The following is a 20,789-nucleotide window of genomic DNA, read 5'->3' as shown; positions in this document are numbered from 1 at the left end:
TAACCATCGTCTTGATTCTGAACATCCATTCAGAATTTTCCTCCCGTTGCTCCGGAACGTTCACGCGAATGCGCGGTTTAAGTTTGCATTCGATTGGAGGAGGACATCATGAAGAAGCTTGGTTATGTCGTTGCCGCTCTGGGTGCGCTCGCGGTTGCGGCGCCGACGCTGGCAAGTGCTGAGACCGTAATCGTCAAGCACGGCCATCACGGCCCGTACGGCGCCCGCGCCGAATTTCGCGAGCATCGCGACAATGGCTGGCATCACGGCTGGCGCCATCACGACCGCGTCGTGGTGATCAAGCGTGGTCATCGCCACATGGACTACTAATGCGCAACGCAAAATGGAAATGGCCCCTCACGGGGCCATTTCTTTGCGTTCGAGGGCATGTACTCATCAATCCACCACGTCCGCTCCGCCTCCGATAGCGGCCGAACAGCGGACGTCGATCTACTTCGGCTAGGGGCCAGAAGCGGACCTCTACAAGCCGCTCGTCGTGGCTTTCCAAAACCTATCCATCGCTGAGCAATGCTCTCTGGACTTCGGCCCCAGGAAACCTACCACCGACCTGAAATCGAATGCCTTTGTGCCATCTGCATGCTGTAGTGATTCAAGAAAGCCGGTTGATAACGCGGCACGTTCTTGAGCGGAGCCGTCTTCGAGCGCTTGTTCGCAGAGTTCAAAGACGGATTGTATTGTGCTTTTTGGCAGTCGATTGAAATGCTCGACAAGAGCCTCCGCCAATCTGGTACCCACGAGGGTTACGGGCACCACTTCAGGCGACCATTCGGCCTTTAGCTTAGCGAGCGCCTCTCTCAGTTGAGGTGCAAGATCAGCAGTTCTTTCAAGATAGCTCTCATCCCTAGGCATGCGATCAATATGTCGGACGCGGATCATGTCGGCAATCGGTCACAAGCAGAAATGCTCTGATGAAGCATAGGATTACTGCTTGCCCCCCGAAAGCCGACATTGGCGCCTTCATGAGTACCCGCTCTAATCCCAGGCCGGCCCGAAGCCGGGATTGACGCAACGCCTGTCCTTCGGCAGCGCCGCGATCTTCTTGCGGTCGGCATCATCAAGCGTGATCTTCAGCGCATCGAGATTGGCCTGCTGGCTCTCGCGGCGCGAGGCCTTCGGGATCGCGGCGACGCCGTCCTGGTCGAGCAGCCATTTCAAGGCGACCTGTGCGGCGCTCGCGTTGTGCCTGGCACCGATTTCGGCCAACACCGGGTCCGAGGCAAAACGCCCCTGCGCCAGCGGGCAATAGGCGACGAGCGGGATCGATTTGGCGTTGAGATAGGCCAGCACCTTCGATTGATCCAGCATCGCGTGATATTCGATCTGGTTGCACGCAATCGGCGCCTTGACGTCCTCGACCGCGATCTTGAGCAGCGCCGTGGTGAAATTGGCAACGCCGATCGCGCGCGTACGTCCGTCCTCCTTCAGCTTCATCAGGGTCTCGAACACCGCACCCCAGTTCGCAGATTTCGACGGCCAGTGCACGAGATAGAGATCGACATGGTCGAGCCTGAGCTTCTTCAGGCTGGCGTCGAAGGCGCGGCGGATCGCATCGGGTCTAAGATTCTCGTGCCAGACCTTGGTCGTGACGTGCAACTCGCCGCGCGGCACGGAGGCCGCGGCGAGCGCGGCGCCGATGGCCTCTTCGTTGGCGTACATTTCGGCAGTGTCGATGTGGCGATAGCCGATCGACAGCGCGCTCTCGACCGCCTCGCGACAGGCATCGCCCTGCATGCGGAAGGTGCCGAGGCCGAGCTTGGGCATGCTGATGCCCTGTGTTTTCAGATGGTCCATTGAACAGGCTCCTGAGGCATTTCAGCCCGCCTGATACGCGCGGCATGCCGCGTAAGCAGACTCTTTGGTGATGGAAAAGAGATGGCGGGAGCAGGCATCATAGCGCGGCAGGTGCGTGGCGGCCAATCAAGATCGGGTTAGGAGCGACTAGGTTCGATGATCGCCACAAGCGCGGTGAGCGCCCTCTCCCGCTTGCGGGAGAGGGTTGGGGAGAGGGTGCATCCGCAACGGGACAATCCCCAAGGGGAGAAAACCCTCACCCGGCGCGCGGACGATGCTTTGCATCGCCCGGGACGCGCCGACCTCTCCCGCAAGCGGGAGAGGTTGAACCAGCCTGCGTCCGTCACGAATGCTGGGCTACCAACGCCGGGCGCGCCTGCGGTTGCGGCGCGATGTCGACCGACCAGAGGTCGCGGTTGTCGACGTCCTTCAAGGTCACGGTCATCACGCCGCTGGTGCCATCGATGTCGACGCGGCCGAAGAACTGCAGGCCGAAGCAGGGCGCGAGGTTCTCACCCTGGGCTTCGCTGCAACCGTTCCGGTACATCGCCACGGGGCCAAAGGTGTTGTCGAGCTCGCCGGGACCCCAGGTGCCTGCATGGAGGGGGCCGGAGACGAACTCCCAGAACGGTTCGAATTCCCTAAACTGCGCCTTGTTCGGATCGTAGTAATGGGCGGCGGTGTAGTGCATGTCGGCGGTGAGCCAGACGACGTTGCGAACGCCTGCGCGCTTGATGGATGCGAGCAGATCGGCGATCTCGTGCTCGCGCCTGTCGGGCAGGCCGTCACCGAGCGCGACGGCATCGAGGCTGATCAGCCCGATCGGCAAATCGGCCGCGATCACCTTCCAGGTCGCACGTGAGGCGGCGAGCTCCCGCTTCAGCCAGGCGAGCTGCTCGGCGCCGAGAATCCAGCCGCGCTGGTCGCGGCCCTTGTTCCAGCTATCGTCGCGATAGCTGCGCATGTCGATCATGAAGACGTCGAGCAGCGGGCCATAGGGGATCTTGCGATAGATCCGGCCCTGCCGCACGCCGATGTCGCGGATCGGCATGAAGTCGAAGAAGGCGCGGCGGGCACGCGCGATGAGGCGCGGCGTGCCGTCGTCCTCATAGCCGGCCGCGTCATAGCTGCCGCTCGGCGACCAGTCGTTGGTGACCTCGTGATCGTCCCATTGCGCGAACATCGGCACTTGCGCGTGAAAGGCGCGAAAATGCTCGTCGAGATGATTGTATTTGTAGTTTCCGCGGAACTGCGCCAGCGTATGCGCGACGTGCGCCTTCTCCTCGGTCACGACGTTGCGCCAGATCTCCCCGTTCGGCAGCTTTTGCTCGGACGGGATCGTGCAGTCGGCATAGATATGGTCGCCGGAGTGGATGAAGAAATCTGGATGGTTGTCGAGCATGGTACGATAGCAGCGATAGCCGCCGCGCGAGATGTCGATACCCCAGCCCTGCCCCGCGACGTCGCCAGACCACAGGAACGAGATCGACTGGCTTGCCGCCGGCGCGGTGCGAAAATGGCCGATGCGGCTCTCGCCGGCGATTCCGGTCGCAATGTCCTCGAAGCGCACGCGATAGAAGATGTCCTGCCCGGGCGGCAGATCGTCGAGCTGCAGTTTGGTCGTGAAGTCTGCGTCGGGCAGAGCGTCGCGCGCCCCGGACGCAACAATGGTCTTAAAGCTCTCGACGGTCGAGCACTCCACCTGCATCCGCGCAGGTCGATCAGCACGCGCCCAGATCACGGCCGAGCCATCGGAGACATCGCCCGACTGAATACCTCCAGCGATCTGCGGACGGTCAGCGGCGCGGCTGATACTGGTCTTTGCGAGTGCGGCGACAGCGAGAGAAGACGTGGAGCGGACCAAAAACTGTCGCCGGGTCCATGCGCGCGAGGCGCGTTGCGTTGCCATCAAGGAGACCTTCGTCGAATCGCGACGGAAGGTGCCTGCGCCGTTTGTCGGCTGCCTTACGGTTTCTTGACTCGGAGCCTACGGTTTTGCGACGCGGGGATGACGGTCTCGGATGGGACTAATGCTTCCAGTTGCAGATTCCGCCTGAGCGGCACGGCCAGGTCTGGATGCGGGTGTCCATGGCCTGCGCGTCCAAGGGATTGCCGTGACGATGCGCGAGCCTGGTGCGGGCTGCGCCACGCGGCTGCGCGCTTCTCGCATGCGCGACCTTCGGCTCCGAAGCCTTCACGCGTTCGGCCGCAATCTTCTTCGGCACGTCGACCGGTTCGGCGCGCGCTTGTGCCTCTTTGCCGCCGCGCGCTTCCAGCGCGACAGGAGCGAACTGCGTCTCCGGCCCAAGCCGCTTCGGCGACAGCACGGCCTTGGAGAGATCGAGGCTGAGATATTCGTCAGGCTTGTAGTCGTCAGCGCGCGCGATGCCGCCCCATGCGAGCACGAGGGCAAAGGCAACGACGAAAGGAGCGCTTTTCAGGACCACGGACGCCTCCTGAAATTGATTGTTAAGGAGTAATTTACTCCTATTTAGGAGGCGTCGCGCGCAATTCCAGCGGTCAATTGCCGCCGTGGTTAAGAAGTTTCGTGGTGTCAGGCGACCTTTCGCGTCGCCCCCGTCCCGTCCAGGAACCCCATCAGGCGGCTGCGGATGATTTGTTCCGCCTCGGTCATGATGCGATCGACGAGCTCCTTGCAGGTGGGGATATCGTGAATCAGGCCGGCGACCATGCCGCAGCTCCAGGCACCGGCGTCCATCTGCCCGTCCAGCATGATCTTGGGATAGACGCCCGCGACCTGGTCGTGAATGTCGTCGATCGTGAGCTTGTCACCCTTGGCACGCTCGATCTCGAGCAGGCGATCGACGTTGGCGTTCTTCAGCACGCGCTCGGTGTTGCGCAGGGCCCGCATGATCAGCCGGGTGTCGAGCTCGGTCGCCGCGACCAGCGCGTCCTTCACGTTCTGATGCACAGGCGCTTCCTTGGTCGCAATGAAGCGCGTGCCCATGTTCATGCCCGCCGCGCCCAGCGACAGCGCCGCGACAAGGCTGCGCCCGTCGGCCATGCCGCCGGAGGCCACGAACGGGATCTTCAACTCCTCTGCCGCGCGCGGCAGCAGGATCATGTTGGGAATGTCGTCCTCGCCAGGATGGCCGCCGCACTCGAAACCATCGACGCTGACCGCGTCGCAGCCGATCCGTTCGGCTTTCAGCGAATGACGGACCGACGTGCATTTGTGGATCACCTTGATGCCTGCGGCCTTCAGCGCCGGCATGTACTGCTCCGGACTGCGGCCCGCGGTCTCCACCGCCTTGATGCCGCCCTCGACGATGGCTGCGATGTATTCCGGATAAGGCGGCGCCGCGAAGGTCGGCAGGAAGGTGAGGTTCACGCCGAACGGCTTGTCGGTCATGTCGCGGCAGCGCGCGATCTCCCTGGCAAGCAGCTCCGGCGTCTTTTGCGTCAGGCCCGTGATGATGCCGAGCCCGCCGGCATTGGAGACGGCGGCCGCCAGCTCCGCAAAGCCGACGAAATGCATGCCGCCCTGGATGATGGGGTGCTCGATGCCGAACAGTTCGGTGATCGCGGTCTTCACTTAGTTCTCCTCCCGGAATTTCGCTGATGTTGAGATCAGTCTAACCGTAGTCTCGTCCCGCCGTCACCATTTCTCGCCGAACGGGCGGATCTCCATCTCGAAGGTCCAGGCGCTCTTCGGCTGCTGATAAAGCTGCCAATAGGACTCGGCGACGGCCGACGGCGGCATCAGCAGATCGGGATTGTCCAGCGCGCTCGGCCCGAGCGACTCGAGCCGGCGCTGCCGCACCCATTCGGTGTCGACGCCGGAATCGATGATGAGATGGGCAACGTGGATGTTCTTTGGCCCGAGCTCGCGCGCCATCGCCTGCGCCACCGCGCGCAGTCCGAACTTGGCACTCGCAAACGCGGCAAAGCCGCTGCCACCGCGCAAGCTGGCAGTCGCGCCGGTGAAGAAGATGTTGCCGCCGCCGCGCGGCAGCATCAGCCGTGCTGCCTCGCGCCCTGCGAGGAAGCCGGAATAGCAAGCCATCTCCCACACTTTCCGAAACACGCGCTCGGTGGTGTCGAGAATCGGGAAATTGACGTTGGCGCCGACATTGAAGATGCAGACCTCCAGCGGCGCGTGCTTATCGGCATCGGTGAGGAAGGAGATGATCTCCTCTTCCTTCCGCGCGTCCAGCGAGCGCGCGTGGATCTCGCCGCCGGCCGCCTCGATATCCTTCACGAGCGGCGCGAGCTTGTCGCCGTTGCGGCGGCCCGCATAGATCGAGAAGCCTTCGGCTGCGAATTTCTTGGCGATCTCCGAGCCGATGAAATCGCCGGCCCCGATCACGGCTGCGGTCGCATTTCGCTTGGGCAAGGTCGCCTCCTCCGGTGAGATCGTGGATTGAAGCGGAGGCTATAGTTCTAAAATAGAACTGTCAAACTCCAAGGTATTACGCTAATACTTTGTAGATCTTTCAAGTCAGTTCCTTTTTCAGACTTATGAGATCAAGGCCGGAGAGGGAATCATGAAGTGGGACACGCTGGACGAGGAGCCCTGCTCGCTCTCCCGCACCATTGCCGTGATCGGCGATCGCTGGACGCTTCTGATCCTGCGCGAGTGTTTTCTGCGTGTGCGCCGCTTCGAGGCGTTCCAGTCCGCGCTGCAGATCACGCGGCATCTTCTGTCGGAGCGGCTGAAGAAGCTGGTGCGCTTCGGCATCCTGCGCCGCGTCCCCTATTCCGAGGCGCCGAAGCGCTACGAATACATCCTCACGCAGAAGGGGCTCGATCTCTATCCGATCATCATGGCGATGGTGCATTGGGGCGACACCCACATGGGCGACGAGCGCGGCCGCCCGCTGCTGCACGAGCACAAGACTTGCGGCAAACAGTTCGATCCGGTGATGGTGTGCTCGGAATGCGGCGAGCCGCTGCACGCGAAGCAGGTGCATGTGCATCCGGGGCCGGGGCGGAAGGAAGCGATCGGGTAGTCCAGCGGCCCCCGCGAAGATTTTAAGCGAACGGCACACCGTAATAGGCATTGATGCCACGCACCGCCGCATCGTCACCCCAATTCCAATCGCTGCGCTCGCCATATCTCGGCGCGCCTTCCAGCTCCTTGGCCGTGATCCCGGTGACGTAGCCGCCGAGTTCAGTGTCGTATTTCAGCGATTGCCAGGGCAGCGGGTAGTGGTCATTGCCGACGCCCAGAAAGCCGCCGAAGCCCAACACGGCGTAGGATACCTTGCCGCTGACCTTGTCGATCATCACGCGCTCGATCGAACCGATCTTGTTGCGGTCGGCGCCGTAGACCGATGTTCCCTCGACCTTGTCGCTGCCGATCAACCGGCCCATTTCAGCACGACCCAGCTCGCCTTGATTCAACATCTCACGTCTCCACTCAGCCGATAAGCCGGACCAACCGGGCCTTTAGATGATCGTTCCAAGAAGCGCCGCGCCGAAGTGCCGCAAAGCGAGCTAACGCGTGTCTGCTGGCGACTCCCGCGACATCAAGAATTCATACATCTCGGCCGCGGTGTGAAGCTGCTCGATGCGCACGCTGACGGCATCGCGCAGCTCGCCCGCCGGCAAACGCGCCAACTCGTGCTCGAGCCGCAGCTTTTGCTCGTCGAGGCGCTGTTCGAAGGTGTGGGGCTCAGATCGCTTTCGCATCTTCCATCCTTGGTGGTTGCAGGCCGGGGCTGTTGGCCCAGCGCTCGACCTGATCGATGACCTTCTGGTGGCTCGGGCGCACCGGCTTCGGCGCCTCGGGCTCCTCGGAAAGTTTGCGGGGTAACCTGACTTCATCCGTCATGGCGGCTCTCCCTTTCAAAGGGAATGCGCCAATGGCAGAGTCGTTTCAATGCTATCCGATTGATTTTATTGAGTATTTTTACTCATTTGGAGATTTTTCCGACTCTTGCGGAACTCGCGCCAAATTCGTCCGTTGAGCAAAATACTCAACTTACTCACTTTGTGTGATCGACCATGAATGACCTTCGCGCCGAGCGCCTTCAGGTCATGCTTTCGCCGGAAGAGCTGGCCGCCGTTGATGATTTCCGGTTTAGACATCGCATGCCGACGCGAGCGGCAGCAGTCCGCGAACTCCTCAAGTTCGGACTGGCCTCCGTGGGCGTCGATGCAGTGCCCGGTGTGAAGTCGAGCAGCTTCGGCGTGTTCGGCCGCGGCCCTGACGGCCATACCCAGGGCGAGCCAGAGAGCGGCAACGAAGACTGATCATCCCACAAGGCAAAACGGCCCCGGCACGGTGGGTGCCAGGGCCGTCCTTGGAGATTGCTTCCGGAGCACCGGGGGCATGTCACCGGAAGCAATCCGTCGACTCTTCGTGAAGCCTTTCGTTCCTCGCGCGATTAGCCGCTGGGCGCCGCGCCGGAATCGTCCGGCGTCATGCCCGAACCGGACGTCTTGCTGTCATCATTGAGCTTGGGATCCCGTGTCGCTTCGCGCGATGGCGAGCCCTTCTGGTCCGTCTTGTGCGCGGTCTGCGCACGCTGCTTGTCGCGCGGCTGCTCTTCCGCGCGCTTGTCCCTGACGATGCCGTGGTCGGAATGTGCCATGTTGTCCTCTCGCCTCTTCCGATGCCTCGCAGCGCTTACGCATCGGGGCGTCGAATGTTCCGAAATGGGCGAGGGCGCGCGGCGCTAGCTGTGCGCCGCGTGAACCACAACCGATGCATTTTCCTGATGCACCTGCCGGACGGTCGTCACCGTCGCGAACGCGACCGAAACGCCAAAGGCGAGAATGAGTGAGAGAAGTGCCAGACGTGGAGCCATCGCAAACCTCCTTCTGGAAAAATCAACGCGATCGACTATTCCCGTATGATTGCTGATCGATGCCGCTCATTCCGTGAGCGGTCTCACACCCGGAGTCACGAAAACGAGATCAATCAAGCATCCTGGCTGCGCAGGACGTTGACCTTGACGGGCGGGACTTCGCCATCAAGCCAGTCCTGCTCTTTCGCCAGGGCCGTCCAGGCGTCCGCCATCCGCGAATAGCGATTATAAGCGGGTCGTCCGTCCGAGCGCTCAGCCAGTTGCAGGCAGTTCTCGGCGTTGTCCCTGAAGATGTCAGACTGCTTCATGGACAACACTTGGGCATGGAACCCCTGCCCTGCAACCGCCCCTTACGGGATCGTAACTTCCGACGGAACTTAGCACGCCATTGGTCATTGGAGAATCATGCGGATATTCGTCGTGCTTTTTCTGGCTTTCTTCAGCACCGCGGCGCTTGCCGACAGCACCGGCGAGCAGATGCGCGGCGACCGCGCGCCTGACGCGACGATGGTCATTAGCGGCCTCCACACCTTCAGCCGCTTCCAGCAGGCCCTATTGGAGAGCACCGACCTGAAAGGCAATGCCGAGGTCAAGAACCTCGCCGCCTTGCGCGCCGAAGAGGCGGCCAAACGCGACAGGACGCTGAAGGAGATTCAGAACACCATCGGGGCCGAGCCGCGCGTGAGCAAGACGGCGTCAGCTGGCGTCAGCCTCGCCAAGCCCGACGATACGGACGGGCCAGCGTATGTCAGAAACTTCTATGCCGCCCAAATTCCCGAATATGAAACCGCAATCACCTTGCTCGAGCGCTATCTGAGGACGCCCGACAATCCCGCGCTCGCCACCTTCGCGCGCGAGCATCTGCCGGTGCTGCGTGCGCAGTTGAAGGACGCGGAGCGCACGATGGCCGACAAATAGCAGCCTTACTTGTCCTGCGGATGATGCTGCTGGTCCATCGGACGGACGGTACGATCGCTGTCGGGCATCTTGTCCCGCCCGGCGTCGCCATTGGCATCCTTGCCACCCGAGGTCGAGGTGCCGCTGCCGCTGGGGTTTGACCTGTTGGCGGTCCCCGTTGTCTGCGAACCCGCCTGCGGCGTGGCGGAGCTGGCAGCGGGATCGCCCGTGACGGCCCCGCGCCCACTTGGCGCACCTTGCGCAAGTGCCGATCCGGCGGCGAACAATGCGGCGACGAAGACGGCCAATCCGGCTTTCATATGCGCTCTCCCTGTCTTTGCGGGCTAACCTTGCGGACTATGTCGGCGTTCCTATGCCGCAGGGCGCCGAGGTTTCAGAACAGGAACAGCATGCGGCTCGGAGTTTTTCTGCAATCGGATGGAACCCTGGGCAATCCTCGCCGTTAGCTTCGTCGGGCTGAGCACGGCAGGTTCCATTTCCTCGCGTCGCAACCTTGGCGCTTGATTTCGAATTTGGCTGACGCTCTATTTTGATCACTCGCGTCACGCCTTGAGATTCGGCCGACGCCTGCGGGGGAATCAGTATGAGCGACCTCGATCCCGGAACAGCATCACGCTCCGGTCGTCGCGTCCAAAAGCCAAAACCCAACGGCACGTCCGAGCCGGATTCCCGGGCCGAACTGCTCCTTGCGCTCCAGGCGATGCGCAGTGGCGATTTCTCGGTGCGGATGAGCGGCGACTATCTCGGCATCGACGGCAAGATTGCCGACACTTTTAACGAAATCATCGCGGCCAACCAGCGCATGGCGCAGCAGCTCGAGCTGGTCGGCCAAGTGGTCGGACGCGAAGGCAAGACCCGCCAGCGCGTGAAGTTCGGCCTCGCCTCCGGCTCCTGGGCGGACATGGAAGGCTCCGTCAATACGCTGATCGACGACCTGTTGTGGCCGACGCGCGAGGTGACGCGCGCGGTCGCGGCCGTGGCGCAAGGCGACCTGCTGCAAACCGTCAAGCTCGACGTCGAGGGTCGCCCGCTCCGCGGCGAATTCCTGCAATCGGCGACCATCGTCAACACGATGATCAAGCAGCTCGGCGTGTTCACCTCCGAGGTGACGCGCGTCGCGCGCGAGGTCGGCACCGAGGGCAAGCTCGGCGGCCAGGCCCAGGTGCCGGAGGTGACCGGCGTCTGGAAAGACCTGACCGAGAGCGTCAACTCGATGGCGAACAACCTGACCAACCAGGTTCGCAACATCGCCGAGGTGACGATCGCGGTCGCCAACGGCGACTTGTCGAAGAAGATCACGGTCGACGTCCGCGGCGAGATCCTTCAGCTCAAGGAAGCCATCAACACGATGGTGGACCAGCTGCGCTCGTTCGCCTCCGAAGTGACGCGCGTGGCACGCGAGGTCGGCACCGACGGCAAGCTCGGCGGCCAGGCTATCGTGCCCGGCGTCGCCGGCACCTGGAAGGATCTGACCGACTCCGTCAATGCGATGTGCGGCAACCTCACCGCCCAGGTCCGCAACATCGCCAACGTGACCACCGCCGTGGCGCGCGGCGACTTGTCCCGCAAGATCACGGTGGACGTGCGCGGCGAAATTCTCGAGCTGAAAGACACCATCAACACCATGGTGGACCAGCTCAACTCCTTCGCCTCCGAAGTGACGCGCGTGGCGCGCGAGGTCGGCACCGAAGGCAAGCTCGGCGGCCAGGCGCAGGTGCCCGGCGTCGCCGGCACCTGGAAGGACCTCACCGACAACGTCAACTTCATGGCGTCAAACCTGACCGCGCAGGTCCGCAACATCGCCGACGTCGCGACCGCCATTGCCGGCGGCGATTTGTCGAAGAAGATCACGGTGAACGTGTCGGGCGAGATCCTTCAGCTGAAGGAAACGCTCAATACCATGGTGGACCAGCTCAACGCCTTCGCCGGCGAAGTGACGCGCGTGGCGCGCGAGGTCGGCACCGAGGGCCGGCTCGGCGGCCAGGCCAACGTGCTCGGCGTTGCCGGCACCTGGAAGGACCTGACGGAAAGCGTCAACTCGATGGCGTCGAACCTGACCGCACAGGTTCGTAACATCGCCGAGGTGACGACGGCGGTCGCCGGCGGCGACCTGTCGAAGAAGATCACCGTGGACGTGCGCGGTGAAATTCTGGAGCTGAAGGACACCATCAACACCATGGTGGACCAGCTCAACGCCTTCGCCGGCGAAGTCACGCGCGTCGCGCGCGAGGTCGGCACCGAAGGCAAGCTCGGCGGTCAGGCCGTGGTGCGCGGCGTCGGCGGCACCTGGAAAGACTTGACGGACTCCGTCAACTCGATGGCGTCGAACCTGACCGGCCAGGTCCGCAACATCGCCGAAGTCGCGACCGCGGTCGCCAAGGGCGATTTGTCGAAGAAGATCACGGTGAACGTCTCGGGCGAAATCCTTCAGCTGAAGGAAACGCTCAACACCATGGTCGACCAGCTCAACGCCTTCGCCGGCGAAGTGACGCGCGTGGCGCGCGAGGTCGGCACCGACGGCAAGCTCGGCGGCCAGGCCGACGTGCCCGGCGTCGCCGGCACCTGGAAGGATCTGACCGACTCCGTCAACTCGATGGCGGGTAACCTGACCGCCCAGGTCCGCAACATCGCCGAGGTCGCGACCGCCATCGCCGGCGGCGACCTCTCGCGCAAGATCACGGTGGACGTCCGCGGCGAGATCCTCCAGCTCAAGGATACCCTCAATACGATGGTCGACCAGCTCAACCGCTTCGCGGGTGAGGTGACGCGCGTGGCGCGCGAGGTCGGCACCGAAGGCCGTCTCGGCGGCCAGGCCAACGTGCCCGGCGTCGCCGGCACCTGGAAGGATTTGACCGACTCCGTGAACTCGATGGCGGGCAACCTCACGGCCCAGGTCCGCAACATCGCCGAAGTGACCACCGCCGTGGCGCGCGGCGATCTATCCCGCAAGATCACCGTGGACGTGAAGGGCGAAATCCTCGAGCTGAAAAACACCATCAACACCATGGTGGACCAGCTCAACGCGTTTGCCGGCGAAGTCACGCGCGTGGCGCGCGAGGTCGGCACCGAGGGCAAGCTCGGCGGCCAGGCCGAAGTGTCGGGCGTTGCCGGCACCTGGAAGGACCTCACCGACAACGTCAACTTCATGGCCTCGAACCTGACGGCCCAGGTCCGCAACATCGCCGAGGTCGCAACCGCGATCGCCGGCGGCGACCTCTCCAAGAAGATCACGGTGGACGTACGCGGCGAGATCCTGCTGCTCAAGGACACCCTCAACACGATGGTCGAGCAGCTCCGCTCCTTCGCCGCCGAAGTGACGCGCGTGGCGCGCGAGGTCGGCACCGAAGGCCGGCTCGGCGGTCAGGCCGTCGTGCCCGGCGTCGGTGGCACCTGGAAGGACCTCACCGACAACGTCAACCTCCTGGCCGCGAACCTCACCACGCAGGTCCGCAACATCGCCGAAGTGACGACCGCGGTCGCGCGCGGCGACTTGTCCCGCAAGATCACCGTGGACGTGAAGGGCGAAATCCTCGAGCTGAAAAACACCATCAATACCATGGTGGATCAGCTCAACGCCTTCGCCGGCGAAGTCACCCGCGTCGCGCGCGAGGTCGGCACCGAGGGCGAGCTCGGCGGTCAGGCCCAGGTGCCCGGTGTGGCCGGCACGTGGAAGGACCTCACCGACACCGTCAACTTCATGGCGGCGAACCTCACCGAGCAGGTCCGCGGCATCGTCAAGGTGGTGACCGCCGTCGCCAATGGTGATTTGAAGCAAAATCTCACCGTCAAATCCAAGGGCGAGGTCGCGGCGCTTGCCGACACCATCAACAACATGACTGAGACACTCGCGACCTTCGCCGACCAGGTGACGTCGGTGGCGCGCGAAGTCGGCGTCGAAGGCCGCCTGGGTGGCCAGGCCGACGTGCCCGGCGCCGCCGGCACCTGGAAGGACCTCACCGGCAACGTGAACCTGCTCGCGGCCAACCTCACCTCGCAGGTGCGCGCGATCGCGGAAGTGGCGACTGCGGTGACCAAAGGCGATTTGACGCGGTCGATCCAGGTCGATGCCCGCGGCGAAGTGGCCGAGCTGAAAGACAACATCAACACGATGATCACGAACCTCCGTCTGACGACGGACGTGAACACCGAGCAGGACTGGCTGAAGACCAACCTCGCCAAGTTCACCAACATGCTGCAGGGCCAGCGCGATCTCGCCACCGTCGGACGGCTGCTGCTGACGGAGCTGTCGCCGCTGGTCAACGCGCATACCGGCGTGATCTACCAGGTCGAGAACGAGGACAATCCGCAGCTCCTGCTGCTTGCCTCCTATGCCGGCGACGGTGTTTATCCCTATCAGCGCGTGCTGCAATTCGGTGACGGCCTGATCGGACAGTGTGCAATCGACCGGCGCCCGCGCGTGGTCTCGGACATTCCGGCCGACGTGGTACCCATCAACTCGGCGCTGCTCCGCGTCGCCCCGAAGAACCTCGTGGTGCTGCCGGTGCTGTTCGAGGGCCAGGTCAAGGCGGTGATCGAGCTCGCCTCGCTCACCTCGTTCACGACCTCGCAGATGACGTTCCTGGAGCAGCTCACCGACTCCATCGGCATCGTGCTCAACTCGATCGAAGCCACGATGCAGACCGAGGGCCTGCTCAAGCAATCGCAGCAGCTCGCCGGAGAGCTTCAGACCCAGCAGCGCGAATTGCAGCAGACCAACGACCAGCTCGAGCAGAAGGCCCAGCAGCTGGCCGAACGCAATGTCGAGGTCGAGCGCAAGAACCAGGAAATCGAGCAGGCCCGCCGCGCGCTCGAGGAAAAGGCGACCGAGCTCGCGCTGACATCGAAGTACAAGTCGGAATTCCTGGCCAATATGAGCCACGAGCTGCGCACGCCACTAAACTCGATCCTGATCCTCGGACAGCAGCTCACCGACAATCCGGATGGCAATCTTTCCGCCAAGCAGGTCGAATTTGCCCGCACCATCCATGGCGCCGGCACCGACCTCCTCAACCTCATCAGCGACATTCTCGATCTCTCCAAGATCGAGTCCGGCACGGTGACGGTCGACGCCGAGGAAATTCTCACCGCCAACCTGCTCGAGACGGTCGGGCGGCCGTTCCGGCATGAGGCCGAGAACCGCAATCTGTCGTTCAAGATCGACGTCGATCCGAACCTCGCGCGCAGCATCGTCACCGACTCCAAGCGCCTGCAGCAGGTGCTGAAGAACCTGCTCTCCAACGCCTTCAAGTTCACCGCCGAAGGCGAAGTGCGGCTGCAGGTCGCCGGCGCGCTCGGCGGCTGGGGCACGGATCATCCGGTGCTGAACTCCGCGCCGGCCGTGATCGCCTTCGAAGTCTCCGATACCGGCATCGGCATTCCCCTGGAGAAGCAGAAGCTGATCTTCGAGGCATTCCAGCAGGCGGACGCCGGCACCAGCCGCAAATATGGCGGCACCGGTCTTGGTCTTGCCATCAGCCGCGAGCTCGCAAGCCTGCTCGGCGGCGAAATCCATTTGCGCAGCTCCCCCGGCAAGGGCTCCACCTTCACCCTGTATCTGCCGCTGAAATATTCCGGCCCGACGCTGGCGCCGCGCACGGTATCGACGCCGCAGCAGTTCAACCAGCCGCTGGCCCTGCAGCCGGCCGCAACGGCGCCCGAACGTGTCATCGAGCAGTTGCCCGACGACCGGCTCAATCTCGAACCCGGTGACAGCATCCTGCTGATCGTCGAGGACGATCCGCATTATGCGCGCATCCTGGTCGACCTTGCGCGCGACAAGGGTTTCAAGGTCCTGGTCGCCGCGCGCGGCGCGGAGGCGCTCGAACTCGCAAAACAATATCAGCCGCGCGCGGTGTCGCTCGACGTCTTCCTGCCCGACATGCTCGGCTGGACGGTGCTGAGCCAGCTCAAGCACAACCCGCTGACGCGCCACATTCCCGTGCAGATCATCACGCTCGACGAAGACCGCCAGCATGCGCTCGCCCGCGGCGCCTTCTCCTTCGTCAACAAGCCGACGACGACCGAGGGCGTTGCCGCCGCGCTGACGCAGATCAAGGAATATGCCCGGCCGCGGCGCAAAAGGCTCTTGATCGTCGAGGACAACGAGGCCGAGCAACTGTCGATTCGCGAGCTGCTGCATCACGACGACATCGAGATCGTGACCACCGACACCGGCGCCGGCGCGCTTTCGACCCTGCGCGAGGCACCGTGCGACTGCGTGGTGCTCGACCTCCGGCTGCCCGACATGAGCGGCTTCGAGGTGCTGGAGCAGATCCGCCGCGACGACACGCTGTCGAACGTTCCCGTGGTGGTGTTCACCGGGCGCGAGCTCTCGGCGGAGGAGGATGCCGAGCTCCACACCATGGCGCGCAGCATCGTGGTCAAGGGCGTGGAATCGCCCGAACGCCTGCTCGACGAGACCGCGCTGTTCCTGCATCGCGTGATCACGGAACTTCCGGTCGAGAAACAGCGCATGCTGGAGAAGCTGAACAGTTCCGATGAGGATCTGATCGGCAAGACCGCGCTGCTGGTCGACGACGACGCCCGTAACATCTTCGCGCTGTCGAGCGTACTGGAACGGCGCGGCATGAAGGTGCTGACGGCAACCACCGGCCGCGAGGCGGTGACGCTGGTCGAATCCAACCCGGAAATCGCCATTGTGCTGATGGACATCATGATGCCGCAGATGGATGGCTACCAGACCATCGGCGTGATCCGGGAGAACCCGGCATTCCTGCGCCTGCCGATCATCGCGCTGACGGCGAAGGCGATGAAGGGCGACCGCGAAAAATGCCTGGAGGCCGGCGCGTCCGACTACCTCGCCAAACCCGTCAACACCGATCAATTGCTGCTTGCGATCCGCATGTGGCTGCACCGTTGAGCTTGGATCCGAGAATGGACCACGAAAAGGTCAACATCCTCCTCGTCGACGACCAGCCGGCGAAGCTGCTTGCCTACGAGGTGATCCTGAAGGAACTCGGCGAGAACCTCGTGATCGCCTCGTCCGGCCGCGAGGCGCTTGAGGTGCTGCTCAAGACGGAAATCGCGGTGATCCTCGTCGACGTCTGCATGCCCGAGCTCGACGGCTTCGAGCTCGCAGCGATGATCCGCGAGCATCCGCGCTTCCAGAAGACCGCGATGATCTTCATCTCGGCGATTCAAGTCAGCGACATCGACCGTCTGCGCGGCTACGAGATGGGCGCGGTCGATTACGTCCCCGTGCCCGTCGTGCCGGAAGTGCTGCGCGCCAAGGTCAAGGTGTTTGCCGAACTCTATCGCAAGACGCGAGAGCTCGAACGGCTGAACCAGGATCTCGAGGACCGCGTTCGCGCCCGCACGGCGGAGCTGGAGAATTCCACGGCGAAGCTGCGCGAGAGTGAAGAGCGGCGCAGCATGGCGATTGCGGCCGGCAAGATGGGGTCGTGGGACTGGGACTGGGTCAACGGCGACTGGATGTGGGACGAGGGGCAGTACCGCATTTTCGGCGTGACGCCGGAGACGTTCAACGTCAGCTCGGCCAATATCCAGGCGCTGCTGCACCCGGATGACGTCGCTCAATTCGGCCAGGCGATTGCCGCCTTCAGTACCGGCGCGCACGCCTATGAAGGAGAGTTTCGCGTGTGCCGGCCCGATGGCGAGGTGCGCTGGTGCGTCGGCACGGCGGCCGCGACGGTGGATCCGGGCGGCCGCGTGGTGCGGGTGAGTGGCGTCACCGTCGACATCACCGAACGCAAGCGCGCCGAGGAACGGCAGAATCTGCTGGCGCGCGAAGTCGATCACCGCGCCAAGAATGCGCTGGCGCTGGCGCAGTCGATCGTGCGCCTCACCCGCGCCGACGAGGTGAAGGCCTATGTCCATGCAGTCGAAGGGCGCATCAATGCCCTCGCGCGCGTGCACACGATCCTGTCGTTGTCGAGCTGGCAGGGCGCCGAGCTCTCCAAGCTGATCGATGAAGAGCTTGCCCCCTATTCGCCCGGCGGGCAGATCAGGCTGGCGGGTCCCGAAGTTCAATTGCTGCCCACGACCGCCCAGACGCTCGCTCTGGCGTTGCATGAGCTCTTCACCAATTCGGCGAAGTACGGCGCGCTCTCGACCAGATCGGGGCGGCTCGCGATCGGCTGGCAGGCCGAGAACGATCTTCTCACGCTGACCTGGGAGGAGACCGGAGGGCCGCTGGTCAGGATACCAAAGTCGCGCGGCTTCGGAACGAGAAGCCTGCTCGCCAGCGTCGAATCCCAGCTCGGCGGACAGGCGCAATTCGATTGGCGTTCAGAGGGCCTGGTGTGCCGTCTCGAGGTGCCGCTGACGCGCAAGAGCGCGGCAACGTCGACGGCGCAGGACAAGTTCGAGGCCAGCACCTCTCCCGAACTCCAGCGCGCATCGGGTTAGCGCGACGCAGCCACCCTCAGCCTTAGCATCGGCCGCGGTTCATCAGCGACACGCCCTTCGAGCCAGGCTTCTGTTTGCGCGAGGTCGCGCAACGCGGTCGCGTAGCGGCGGGCCGCGCTGCGCTCCACACCGCGCGGCAGCTTGCGCGCCTTGCGCAACATGTCGGCCGCCGCATTACGGTAGGCCAGCGAGCGATAGAGGAAGACCACCTTACCCATAGCGAATGTTCCCGTGTTGATGGTGTTCATCCTCGCAAGTTGGGCATGAACGCCGGATGAAGCGGCTGATGACAATTCCTTCAGGCGAAATGGAACCCGCTATCACCGCGCGCGTTTGCATGCCAGATCGATCGGCAGTTCCATGCGCGCAAAAAAGTCGCCAAATAGGTGGCCAGGCCTGATCTCTCCCACGGGCGTCATCAAGATGATGACGCATGCAATGATGGGTGCGGCACTCGGTCTGATCTTCACACTCGCGCTCATTCTGGCCAATCCTGCGGTCGCAGAACTGCTGAGCCACGGCGGCAGTGCGGCTGCGTTGGTTTTTGTCGGCACGATGGTGACGACGTTTGCCATCGGCTCAACGCTGACGGGCGTCGTGTTCATCCTCGACGAAGACAAGGAATCTTGAATCGCACGCGAAACGATCCGACGCTTTGTTCGGAACTCCTGGGACAAATGGCGGTTGGCTGCCTGCGTCAATTCAACTCAGGGAGTTCCCCACATGAAGACGATCAAGCTCGCTCTTGCCGTGATGTTGGCAACCGGCCTTGCCGCCGCGCCGTTCGCGGCTGAAGCAAAGTCGCACAAGAAGCACCACGCCTCCATGTCGCAGACCACGACGGGCGCCAACATGAAGAAGACCGTTCCGCCCGACGCGTCCGGACAGGGCGGAGCCGGCCCCGGCAGCGATCAGGGCGGCAGCATGACCAAGCCCCAGAACGGAATGAGCAAGTAAGGACGGGTTCACCGCAATCAGGAGCCCCGCGGCCACGCGGGGCTTTTTGCGACAGCCACGTCGCGCCGGCAGCGGAGCTCTAGCGCCACATCGTCGGTGCACGGATCAGAGCGTCACGCGCGGCCTGTCGCAGATCTTGCACGGCGTGGCGATTTGTCTGTGCGGCCTTACGCAGCCTCGCAGCGACACGCTCGCGCGTCGTCGTATCCGACAGAGGAATTTCCGCGCAGACTTCATCAAGAACCGCTCGCAGCAGGGCGGCCATTTCGGGATCCGGCATGGACGAGCTCCGGCATGTCGCGTTGCGCGACCGCTTTAGCTGCGTCGGATGTCAGTGATGTTCAGGCCGCTGCCTGCGGAGCCCGTCTTCACGAGTTGATCGAGCTGGGCCCGCTTGCGCGCGATCAGCAGTTGGGCCGCTGCATCATCGAGACCCTCACGCTGCAATTGCCGGATCGCTGAGCCCAATTCAAGGATCTCGGCGCGCAGCTTCAGGATCCGGTAGGTGTCCGGGTCTTCCTCCACCGCCCGCCTCCCTCTGCCGCGTGCGTGACCTATCTCAGCGGCGCGCGGCCACACCGGCCGGCCCGATCTCGTTCTTCAAGGGACGAAGACGCACGCGGTCGCGAATATCGGGCAATACTTCGCCTCCGCTAGCAGTCTTCCATTCGCCGATCAGCAGGTTGATTTTCCGGCGCAGATCCATCTGCGCCCGGGCCCGTTCGGTGCAGTCGCGATCACGGTTGATGAGATCGCGTACAGACGCCTCCACATCGGCCATCTCCAGCCTCAAGGCGCTGATTTTACGTCGAATTTCATTAATTCTGTTGTCCATGGCTTGTTAGAACAAAATAAGAACATATAGTCAAGCCACGAATTCAGGACGGAGAGCGAACATGCAGGTTCAGGGTAAATACGACGCCAAGGCTTTTCTCATGGAGCAGATGACCCGGGCGCAGGGGCTGCGGCTGAAACGGCTGAGCGAAGAGGCTTACCAGCCGGCGCAATATGATCGAGGCTTGTCCTCTGCCGAAGCCGCGCGCCGCATCCAGGTGCTGGAGGCGGAGATCGAGCTCGCGAACTCATTCTGAGGCGCGACAGCTTTTGGAACGTTGCGTCAGCCCTCCTGTTCTCTTCCGAGGTCAAGGGAGAGAGTTGATGGCACGCAAGGCAAAGAAGCGCCGCTATTCGCGCAGCTCCGGCGATGATGTCGAGCGCGAGATGCGGCGTTACAAGAAAGGCACCGCCAAGAGCGGACGGGGCGGTCGCGGCGGACCCGTGAAGAGCCGCAAGCAGGCGATTGCGATCGGCCTCTCTGAGGCGCGCAAGAAGGGCAAGAAGGTCCCGAAGAAGTCGTCGAAGCGAAAGACGTCCAAGAAAAAGACCACCAAGAAAAAGAGCTCGAAGCGCAAATCCACCAAGCGATAGCGCCGACCTGTCAGATCATGCTGCCGGGCATGAAGCAGCGGATCGAAACGCCGAACGCCGTCTTGACCGGCCAGACCATGGTGCGGCCGGCGCGGTTCGGCTCAGTGATCACGGCTTCGTCGGGGACATCGACCCACTCCCCATCGATACGGACCCGATAATGACCATTATGGGAGTCCCAATCAGGATCGGCCACGGCAACGCCGTCGGCGTCCGAGCAGCACGGACCGAGATGGCTGCGCAGGCTATCGAACCAGGGCTTCAGCGGCGAGTCGGCGAAGCGGCCGTCATCGCGTCCCAGGGCACTTCCGGTCGACATCACGAGCGGCGCCGCGAGCAGCGCAAGCTTCAGCGAGAGCTTCAATCGATCCATGTCGGCACCGATCAAATGCGGACCACCGGCCGGTTCCACAAAGCAGCCGGACGTCCGAAGTTCCACTCCTGCAACTGCCTCGGCGCCGTCATTGCCGCCAAAGCGATTCCGAAGTCTGACGAGCGAACGCGGCTTTT

At 63.2% G+C, this 20,789-nt stretch carries 28 protein-coding genes; 10 read left to right on the top strand and 18 right to left on the bottom strand.

Going from position 1 to position 20,789, the window contains the following annotated elements; translation table 11 throughout:
- The first annotated feature begins 108 nt into the window (after positions 1 to 108).
- The gene (locus JQ587_RS06695; protein ID WP_212297687.1) at positions 109 to 330 is read left to right on the top strand and encodes a hypothetical protein; all 222 of its coding nucleotides are present in this window, start codon (positions 109 to 111) and stop codon (positions 328 to 330) included.
- A gap of 150 nt (positions 331 to 480) precedes the next feature.
- Here the strand turns inward: JQ587_RS06695 and JQ587_RS06690 are convergent, their stop codons facing one another.
- The 6 genes from JQ587_RS06690 to JQ587_RS06665 form a co-directional block, all read right to left on the bottom strand.
- Entirely contained in the window at positions 481 to 897 is a 417-nt protein-coding gene (locus JQ587_RS06690) for a DUF7674 family protein (protein ID WP_212424783.1), read from the bottom strand.
- 96 nt (positions 898 to 993) lie between these two features.
- Positions 994 to 1,812, bottom strand: coding sequence for an aldo/keto reductase (locus tag JQ587_RS06685; RefSeq protein ID WP_212424782.1), 819 nt, complete (start codon positions 1,810 to 1,812; stop codon positions 994 to 996).
- Between the two features lie 343 nt (positions 1,813 to 2,155).
- Positions 2,156 to 3,721, bottom strand: a complete 1,566-nt coding sequence (locus JQ587_RS06680; RefSeq protein ID WP_212424781.1) for an alkaline phosphatase D family protein — start codon at positions 3,719 to 3,721, stop codon at positions 2,156 to 2,158.
- Positions 3,722 to 3,839: 118 nt separating this feature from the next.
- A complete protein-coding gene (locus tag JQ587_RS06675; protein ID WP_212424780.1) occupies positions 3,840 to 4,259 on the bottom strand; it encodes a hypothetical protein in 420 nt (139 codons plus the stop codon).
- Between the two features lie 107 nt (positions 4,260 to 4,366).
- On the bottom strand, positions 4,367 to 5,368 hold the full coding sequence (locus JQ587_RS06670) for an NAD(P)H-dependent flavin oxidoreductase (RefSeq protein ID WP_212424779.1): 1,002 nt from the start codon (positions 5,366 to 5,368) through the stop codon (positions 4,367 to 4,369).
- A 63-nt stretch (positions 5,369 to 5,431) separates the two neighbouring features.
- On the bottom strand, positions 5,432 to 6,169 hold the full coding sequence (locus JQ587_RS06665) for an SDR family oxidoreductase (RefSeq protein ID WP_212424778.1): 738 nt from the start codon (positions 6,167 to 6,169) through the stop codon (positions 5,432 to 5,434).
- A 151-nt stretch (positions 6,170 to 6,320) separates the two neighbouring features.
- On the opposite strand from JQ587_RS06665, the gene JQ587_RS06660 reads away from it, so the two are divergent.
- Positions 6,321 to 6,785, top strand: a complete 465-nt coding sequence (locus JQ587_RS06660; protein WP_212424777.1) for a winged helix-turn-helix transcriptional regulator — start codon at positions 6,321 to 6,323, stop codon at positions 6,783 to 6,785.
- Between the two features lie 22 nt (positions 6,786 to 6,807).
- On the opposite strand, the gene JQ587_RS06655 is transcribed toward JQ587_RS06660, so the two are convergent.
- The 3 genes from JQ587_RS06655 to JQ587_RS06645 all read right to left on the bottom strand — a co-directional run bounded on the left by JQ587_RS06655 (position 6,808) and on the right by JQ587_RS06645 (position 7,609).
- Positions 6,808 to 7,182: a PRC-barrel domain-containing protein gene (locus JQ587_RS06655; RefSeq protein WP_212424776.1), complete on the bottom strand. Its 375-nt coding sequence runs from the start codon at positions 7,180 to 7,182 to the stop codon at positions 6,808 to 6,810.
- Between the two features lie 90 nt (positions 7,183 to 7,272).
- Positions 7,273 to 7,467, bottom strand: a complete 195-nt coding sequence (locus JQ587_RS06650; RefSeq protein ID WP_212424775.1) for a hypothetical protein — start codon at positions 7,465 to 7,467, stop codon at positions 7,273 to 7,275.
- Positions 7,451 to 7,609, bottom strand: coding sequence for a hypothetical protein (locus JQ587_RS06645; protein ID WP_212424774.1), 159 nt, complete (start codon positions 7,607 to 7,609; stop codon positions 7,451 to 7,453). The genes JQ587_RS06650 and JQ587_RS06645 overlap by 17 nt, the downstream gene beginning before the upstream one ends.
- 173 nt (positions 7,610 to 7,782) lie before the next feature.
- Between JQ587_RS06645 and JQ587_RS06640 the strand changes: the two genes are divergently transcribed.
- Complete coding sequence (locus JQ587_RS06640) at positions 7,783 to 8,031, top strand: hypothetical protein (RefSeq protein WP_212424773.1); 249 nt, start codon at positions 7,783 to 7,785, stop codon at positions 8,029 to 8,031.
- 134 nt (positions 8,032 to 8,165) lie between these two features.
- On the opposite strand, the gene JQ587_RS06635 is transcribed toward JQ587_RS06640, so the two are convergent.
- From JQ587_RS06635 to JQ587_RS06630, 3 genes are all read right to left on the bottom strand, one after another.
- Entirely contained in the window at positions 8,166 to 8,372 is a 207-nt protein-coding gene (locus tag JQ587_RS06635) for a hypothetical protein (protein ID WP_212424772.1), read from the bottom strand.
- Positions 8,373 to 8,456: 84 nt separating this feature from the next.
- Positions 8,457 to 8,588, bottom strand: coding sequence for a hypothetical protein (locus JQ587_RS36870; protein ID WP_283815599.1), 132 nt, complete (start codon positions 8,586 to 8,588; stop codon positions 8,457 to 8,459).
- 113 nt (positions 8,589 to 8,701) lie between these two features.
- Positions 8,702 to 8,896 carry a hypothetical protein gene (locus JQ587_RS06630; protein ID WP_212424771.1) on the bottom strand — a complete coding sequence of 65 codons (195 nt, stop codon included), beginning with the start codon at positions 8,894 to 8,896 and terminating at the stop codon, positions 8,702 to 8,704.
- Positions 8,897 to 8,993: 97 nt separating this feature from the next.
- Here JQ587_RS06630 and JQ587_RS06625 point away from each other — a divergent pair, with 97 nt between their 5' ends.
- On the top strand, positions 8,994 to 9,506 hold the full coding sequence (locus JQ587_RS06625) for a DUF4142 domain-containing protein (protein WP_212424770.1): 513 nt from the start codon (positions 8,994 to 8,996) through the stop codon (positions 9,504 to 9,506).
- Between the two features lie 5 nt (positions 9,507 to 9,511).
- Here JQ587_RS06625 and JQ587_RS06620 read toward each other — a convergent pair whose 3' ends face one another.
- The gene (locus JQ587_RS06620) at positions 9,512 to 9,805 is read right to left on the bottom strand and encodes a hypothetical protein (RefSeq protein WP_212297666.1); all 294 of its coding nucleotides are present in this window, start codon (positions 9,803 to 9,805) and stop codon (positions 9,512 to 9,514) included.
- A 284-nt stretch (positions 9,806 to 10,089) separates the two neighbouring features.
- On the opposite strand from JQ587_RS06620, the gene JQ587_RS06615 reads away from it, so the two are divergent.
- Entirely contained in the window at positions 10,090 to 16,386 is a 6,297-nt protein-coding gene (locus JQ587_RS06615; RefSeq protein ID WP_212297665.1) for a HAMP domain-containing protein, read from the top strand.
- Between the two features lie 14 nt (positions 16,387 to 16,400).
- On the top strand, positions 16,401 to 17,894 hold the full coding sequence (locus tag JQ587_RS06610) for a sensor histidine kinase (protein WP_212424769.1): 1,494 nt from the start codon (positions 16,401 to 16,403) through the stop codon (positions 17,892 to 17,894).
- Here the strand turns inward: JQ587_RS06610 and JQ587_RS06605 are convergent.
- A complete protein-coding gene (locus tag JQ587_RS06605) occupies positions 17,891 to 18,142 on the bottom strand; it encodes a hypothetical protein (RefSeq protein WP_249154208.1) in 252 nt (83 codons plus the stop codon). The two genes, JQ587_RS06610 and JQ587_RS06605, sit on opposite strands and share 4 nt — an antisense overlap.
- Before the next feature lie 175 nt (positions 18,143 to 18,317).
- Here JQ587_RS06605 and JQ587_RS06600 point away from each other — a divergent pair, with 175 nt between their 5' ends.
- The gene (locus JQ587_RS06600) at positions 18,318 to 18,524 is read left to right on the top strand and encodes a hypothetical protein (protein WP_249149058.1); all 207 of its coding nucleotides are present in this window, start codon (positions 18,318 to 18,320) and stop codon (positions 18,522 to 18,524) included.
- Positions 18,525 to 18,617: 93 nt separating this feature from the next.
- The gene (locus JQ587_RS06595; RefSeq protein ID WP_212297661.1) at positions 18,618 to 18,851 is read left to right on the top strand and encodes a hypothetical protein; all 234 of its coding nucleotides are present in this window, start codon (positions 18,618 to 18,620) and stop codon (positions 18,849 to 18,851) included.
- A gap of 79 nt (positions 18,852 to 18,930) precedes the next feature.
- Here JQ587_RS06595 and JQ587_RS06590 read toward each other — a convergent pair whose 3' ends face one another.
- The 3 genes from JQ587_RS06590 to JQ587_RS06580 are packed head-to-tail and all read right to left on the bottom strand — an operon-like array spanning position 18,931 to position 19,632.
- Positions 18,931 to 19,131 carry a hypothetical protein gene (locus tag JQ587_RS06590; RefSeq protein WP_212297660.1) on the bottom strand — a complete coding sequence of 67 codons (201 nt, stop codon included), beginning with the start codon at positions 19,129 to 19,131 and terminating at the stop codon, positions 18,931 to 18,933.
- Between the two features lie 35 nt (positions 19,132 to 19,166).
- Positions 19,167 to 19,376, bottom strand: coding sequence for a hypothetical protein (locus JQ587_RS06585; RefSeq protein ID WP_212297659.1), 210 nt, complete (start codon positions 19,374 to 19,376; stop codon positions 19,167 to 19,169).
- A gap of 34 nt (positions 19,377 to 19,410) precedes the next feature.
- The gene (locus JQ587_RS06580; RefSeq protein WP_212424768.1) at positions 19,411 to 19,632 is read right to left on the bottom strand and encodes a hypothetical protein; all 222 of its coding nucleotides are present in this window, start codon (positions 19,630 to 19,632) and stop codon (positions 19,411 to 19,413) included.
- A gap of 115 nt (positions 19,633 to 19,747) precedes the next feature.
- On the opposite strand from JQ587_RS06580, the gene JQ587_RS06575 reads away from it, so the two are divergent.
- Positions 19,748 to 19,942 carry a DUF3072 domain-containing protein gene (locus JQ587_RS06575; protein WP_200472691.1) on the top strand — a complete coding sequence of 65 codons (195 nt, stop codon included), beginning with the start codon at positions 19,748 to 19,750 and terminating at the stop codon, positions 19,940 to 19,942.
- A 67-nt stretch (positions 19,943 to 20,009) separates the two neighbouring features.
- Complete coding sequence (locus tag JQ587_RS06570) at positions 20,010 to 20,279, top strand: DUF6496 domain-containing protein (protein WP_212297658.1); 270 nt, start codon at positions 20,010 to 20,012, stop codon at positions 20,277 to 20,279.
- 10 nt (positions 20,280 to 20,289) lie between these two features.
- Here JQ587_RS06570 and JQ587_RS06565 read toward each other — a convergent pair whose 3' ends face one another.
- A complete protein-coding gene (locus tag JQ587_RS06565; RefSeq protein ID WP_212298046.1) occupies positions 20,290 to 20,652 on the bottom strand; it encodes a hypothetical protein in 363 nt (120 codons plus the stop codon).
- Between the last annotated feature and the right edge of the window lie 137 nt (positions 20,653 to 20,789).

This window comes from Bradyrhizobium manausense, assembly GCF_018130615.1.
GTDB classification, from domain to species: Bacteria; Pseudomonadota; Alphaproteobacteria; order Rhizobiales; family Xanthobacteraceae; genus Bradyrhizobium; species Bradyrhizobium manausense_A.
This window is presented reverse-complemented; position numbering and strand designations above follow the sequence as displayed.